The following is a 4,048-nucleotide window of genomic DNA, read 5'->3' as shown; positions in this document are numbered from 1 at the left end:
CACGGGAATTTTCGCCGGCACAAGAAGGCGCCCTGGAGCTGATAAACCGCGTGATCAATTATATCCGGTTGGGGCAGAGAGTATGGCCCGCACTCAAGTTTCTGCTGAAACATGCTGAACTCCGCCGGCTCGAATGGCGAACCATCATAGGCCTGTTCGACGCAGCCTGTACCGGTATAGCGGCAGGAGGGCTTTGGTCCATTAAAGGAATGGTTTTGACTGCCCTTTACCGATTGGTTAACAGAAAATCCGCTCTACCCGAAGTAGCCGTGGTCCCTTACTTCACCGGTTCATCCTTCGGGCTTTTGATTCACTGCATATTTACCATCCGGTTGGGCCATATTATGGTTACAGCCATGAAGCTGGCTTTCGTGTTCATCCGCAACGGTTTGAGGAAGGCCTTGCCTTTTACGAGACTCCTCAAGGGGTGATATACACATGCCGGAACATCCAATTGAAAGTTTAATGAAGACGGCTATGGAAAGTATCAAGGAAATGGTCAATGTGAACGTGGTGGTGGGCGACCCCGTGGAAACAGCAGATGGAACAGTAATCATACCTATCTCCCGGGTGGCCTGTGGCTTCGGTGCCGGGGGTGGGGAACTGGAAGCCCAGGGTCGGCAGGCTCAGGACGGGGAGCAATTGCCGTTTTTCGGCGGGGGCAGCGGGGCAGGGGTGTCCGTCCAACCGGTGGGATTTCTGGTGGTGGGACAGGGTCAGGTACGCCTTCTCCCTGTGGATGGCAATACTGTAGTCGACCGCCTTATAGACCTGGCTCCCCAGCTTGTTTCCCAGATACAATCCCTCTTCAAGGGGGAGAATGACCGGAACAAGGTGGTTGTGTGTCCTCCACCACCACCTCCCGGGGCAACCATTCCACCAATGTGATAAAGCCCTGACCGGAAAAAGCCGGAGAATGTGGAAATTGTTCAGTTCAGAAGAAGGTCCGTCGGGGAAAGGCGGACTTTTTTTACTTCCCTCGCTCTTATGGTTCTGAGCGATGACCTTTCTCTCACCTTCAGAATATACTGGCAAAAAAGAACAGAAAGAGGGGGTGCGGGAAATGGTTATCGTCGTCGGCGGCGGTTGGGCAGGGTGTGCGGCAGCCTTTGCTGCAGCTCAGGCGGGAGCAAGGGTCATCCTGCTTGAGAAGACCGATATGCTCCTGGGTACCGGCCTGGTGGGCGGCATAATGCGCAACAACGGGCGTTTTACGGCCCTGGAGGAAGTGTGGGCGATGGGGGCCGGTGACTTCCTGCGGCATATCGAGGGTGTGGCCAGGCACCGCTGGCTGGACTTTCCCGGGCATCGTCACGCCACCCTTTACGATGTGACCAGGATCGAACCGGTCATACGCCAGGCTCTTTTGGACATAGGCGTTGACCTTCAATTACAACAAAGAGTGGTAGGGGTCTTTAAAAAAGGGAGCCTTATCACTGAGGTTTACACGGCTCAGGGAAACAGCTTCCGCGGGGATGTGTTCATTGATACCACGGGAACTGCCGGCCCGATCAAGAATTGTTCCCGCTACGGCACCGGTTGCGCCATGTGCATATTACGCTGTCCCGCCTTTGGCCCGAGGGTAAGTCTGACAGCCAAAGCGGGTATTGAAGAAATAAAAGCCGGAGATGGCTTTCCTCATTTTGAAGCCATGAGCGGGTCCTGTAAACTGGACAAGAAATCCCTGGCTCCCTGGCTGGTAGAAAAATTGGAGAGGGAGGGGAAGGTGGTGCTCCCCCTGCCCGAATACCTCCAGAAACATGACTTGCTGGCACGAAAAGCATGTCAGCAGTATAACCTGGAAGAGTTTGCCCGCAATCTGGTTTTGCTCGATACAGGTCACGCCAAGCTGATGACACCCTATTTCCCCCTGGAAATATTAAGGAATCTGGAAGGTTTTCAACAGGCCCGCTACGCCGATCCCTATTCCGGCAGCAAAGGCAACTCCATCCGCTTTATGGCTATAGCTCCCTGTAATGATGCCCTGCAGGTGGATGGTGTGGAAAATCTCTTCTGTGCGGGTGAAAAGACCGGCCTGCTGGTAGGACATACCGAAGCCATTGCCACCGGCTTTCTGGCCGGCCACAATGCGGTCCGTTATCTTGCGGGCAAAAAACCCCTCGTCCTTCCCGACGACCTGGCTACCGGGGACATCATCGCTTTTATGCACAGGGAAATGAAAACTCACGAGGGTCTGAAGAAAAAATATACTTTTTCCGGGTCGGTCTACTTTCAGCGCATGCAGGAGCGAGGGTTGTACACCACTGATGTCCAGACAATCCGTCAAAGGGTGGCCCGGCTGGGATTACTCGATATTTATAAGGAGAAACTTTTGCGGTAGATTATACCATTGCAGGGAAATATTAACCTCGACGGTTCTAATCCCCTGCTCCCCCACATAAAACTGAAAATATAAAAGTATAAAGGCAGTGTTTTTCGGGGGTGGCAGAATTGGTCAACTATATCTGGCTGGGCATGATTGTCTTTGGTATTCTGGTGGCCGGGGCCAACGGGCATGTGGAGGTGGTGACCAGGGCAGCCCTTGAAGGAGCGGATAAAGCGGTCAAAACCTCTTTAAACCTTATTGCCATCATCTCATTCTGGCTGGGCATTATGAAGCTTGCCGAGGCTGCCGGGCTGGTACGTGCCCTGGCCCGCCTGGTCAGGCCTGTAACCCGGTTTCTTTTTCCCGACGTTCCGGCCAACCATCCTGCTATGGGTGCCATCATTATGAACCTGAGCGCCAACATCCTGGGCCTGGGGAATGCCGCCACTCCCATGGGTTTGATTGCCATGCAGGAATTGCAGAAATTAAACAAGGGCGATCCGAGAACTGCCACAAGCGCCATGTGTACCTTCCTGGCGCTCAACACTTCCTGTATTACCCTCATTCCCACTACCATCATCGGCATTCGGGTGATGTATGGCTCTACTGATCCTACGGCTATTGTAGGGACAACCATCTTTGCCACCACCTGTGGGATGACCGTAGCCATAATTGTAGACCGGATCCTGCGTACTTTCTACGGTCGCCAGGGGTGATTCGCCGTGTATGAGCTTATTAACGAAATCTCCCGCTGGGCTATTCCCCTCACCCTGCTCCTGGTACCCCTGTTCGCCATGTTAAGGGGGGTTCCCGTCTTTGAAATCTTTGTTGAAGGAGCGGCGGAAGGTTTTACCACAGCCATTAAAACCATTCCTTATCTCGTAGCCATGCTGGTGGCCATCAGTATTTTCAGGGCTTCCGGTGCCATGGAAGTCCTGGTACGCGTACTTTCCCCCATCCTCAACCCTTTGGGATTTCCTCCCGAAGTGTTACCTCATGCGGTAATGCGACCCCTCTCCGGCGGTGCAGCCCTGGGTATTGCCACAGACCTTATCGCCACCCACGGGCCGGACAGTTTTATCGGCCGCCTGGTTTCCACCATGCAGGGAAGTACTGATACCACTTTTTACGTTTTAACACTTTATTTTGGTTCTGTAGGCATATCACGCTACCGTTACGCCATTATTTCCGGCCTGGCGGCAGATTTCACCAGCCTTGTTGCTTCGGTATTCATTGTCAATCAACTCTTCAGGTGAAAAGAGAAGCATCGGGAATTCGGCCGGTGAATCTTCCGTCCCGTTCTGTGGTAAAATGCTCCTGGGGTGATATCCATGGAGCGCCTTCAGAAAGTAATGGCCCGGGCCGGAGTGGCTTCACGAAGGCACTGTGAAGAACTGATTGCCGCCGGCCTGGTTAAAGTAAATGGCCGGGTGGTCACCCGGCTGGGAACCCGGGTGGACCCCGAAAAGGATACCATTGAAGTGGCCGGACGCGTTCTGCCCCGCCAGCCGCAAGAAAAAGTTTACATTTTATTAAACAAACCCCGGGGGTACGTAACTACGGTCAAAGATCCCCAGGGCAGACCCAAGGTAATGGATCTGTTGCGGGGAATAAAGCTACGGGTATATCCTGTGGGGCGTCTTGATTATGATAGCGAAGGGATGCTTTTGCTTACCAATGACGGGGAACTGGCCTTCGCCCTCACCCATCCCAGGCACCGGG

The 4,048-nt window shown here is 53.6% G+C and carries 6 protein-coding genes; all 6 read left to right on the top strand.

Annotated features, from left to right (window positions below):
- A partial coding sequence (locus ACPLUI_RS12025; RefSeq protein ID WP_424660501.1) for a DUF2953 domain-containing protein occupies positions 1-431 on the top strand: 431 nt, incomplete at its 5' end.
- Positions 432-438: 7 nt separating this feature from the next.
- A complete protein-coding gene (gene ytfJ, locus ACPLUI_RS12020) occupies positions 439-888 on the top strand; it encodes a GerW family sporulation protein (protein ID WP_424660500.1) in 450 nt (149 codons plus the stop codon).
- 175 nt (positions 889-1,063) lie between these two features.
- Positions 1,064-2,341 carry an FAD-dependent oxidoreductase gene (locus ACPLUI_RS12015; protein WP_424660499.1) on the top strand — a complete coding sequence of 426 codons (1,278 nt, stop codon included), beginning with the start codon at positions 1,064-1,066 and terminating at the stop codon, positions 2,339-2,341.
- 110 nt (positions 2,342-2,451) lie between these two features.
- The gene (locus ACPLUI_RS12010) at positions 2,452-3,042 is read left to right on the top strand and encodes a nucleoside recognition domain-containing protein (protein WP_424660498.1); all 591 of its coding nucleotides are present in this window, start codon (positions 2,452-2,454) and stop codon (positions 3,040-3,042) included.
- Between the two features lie 6 nt (positions 3,043-3,048).
- On the top strand, positions 3,049-3,582 hold the full coding sequence (locus ACPLUI_RS12005; protein ID WP_424660497.1) for a spore maturation protein: 534 nt from the start codon (positions 3,049-3,051) through the stop codon (positions 3,580-3,582).
- Positions 3,583-3,657: 75 nt separating this feature from the next.
- Positions 3,658-4,048: pseudouridine synthase (locus tag ACPLUI_RS12000; RefSeq protein ID WP_424660496.1), on the top strand; the 391-nt coding region annotated here is incomplete at its 3' end.

Origin of the sequence: Desulfofundulus sp., from assembly GCF_049701015.1 — a bacterium.
Classification (GTDB): domain Bacteria; phylum Bacillota; class Desulfotomaculia; order Desulfotomaculales; family Desulfovirgulaceae; genus Desulfofundulus.
This window is presented reverse-complemented; position numbering and strand designations above follow the sequence as displayed.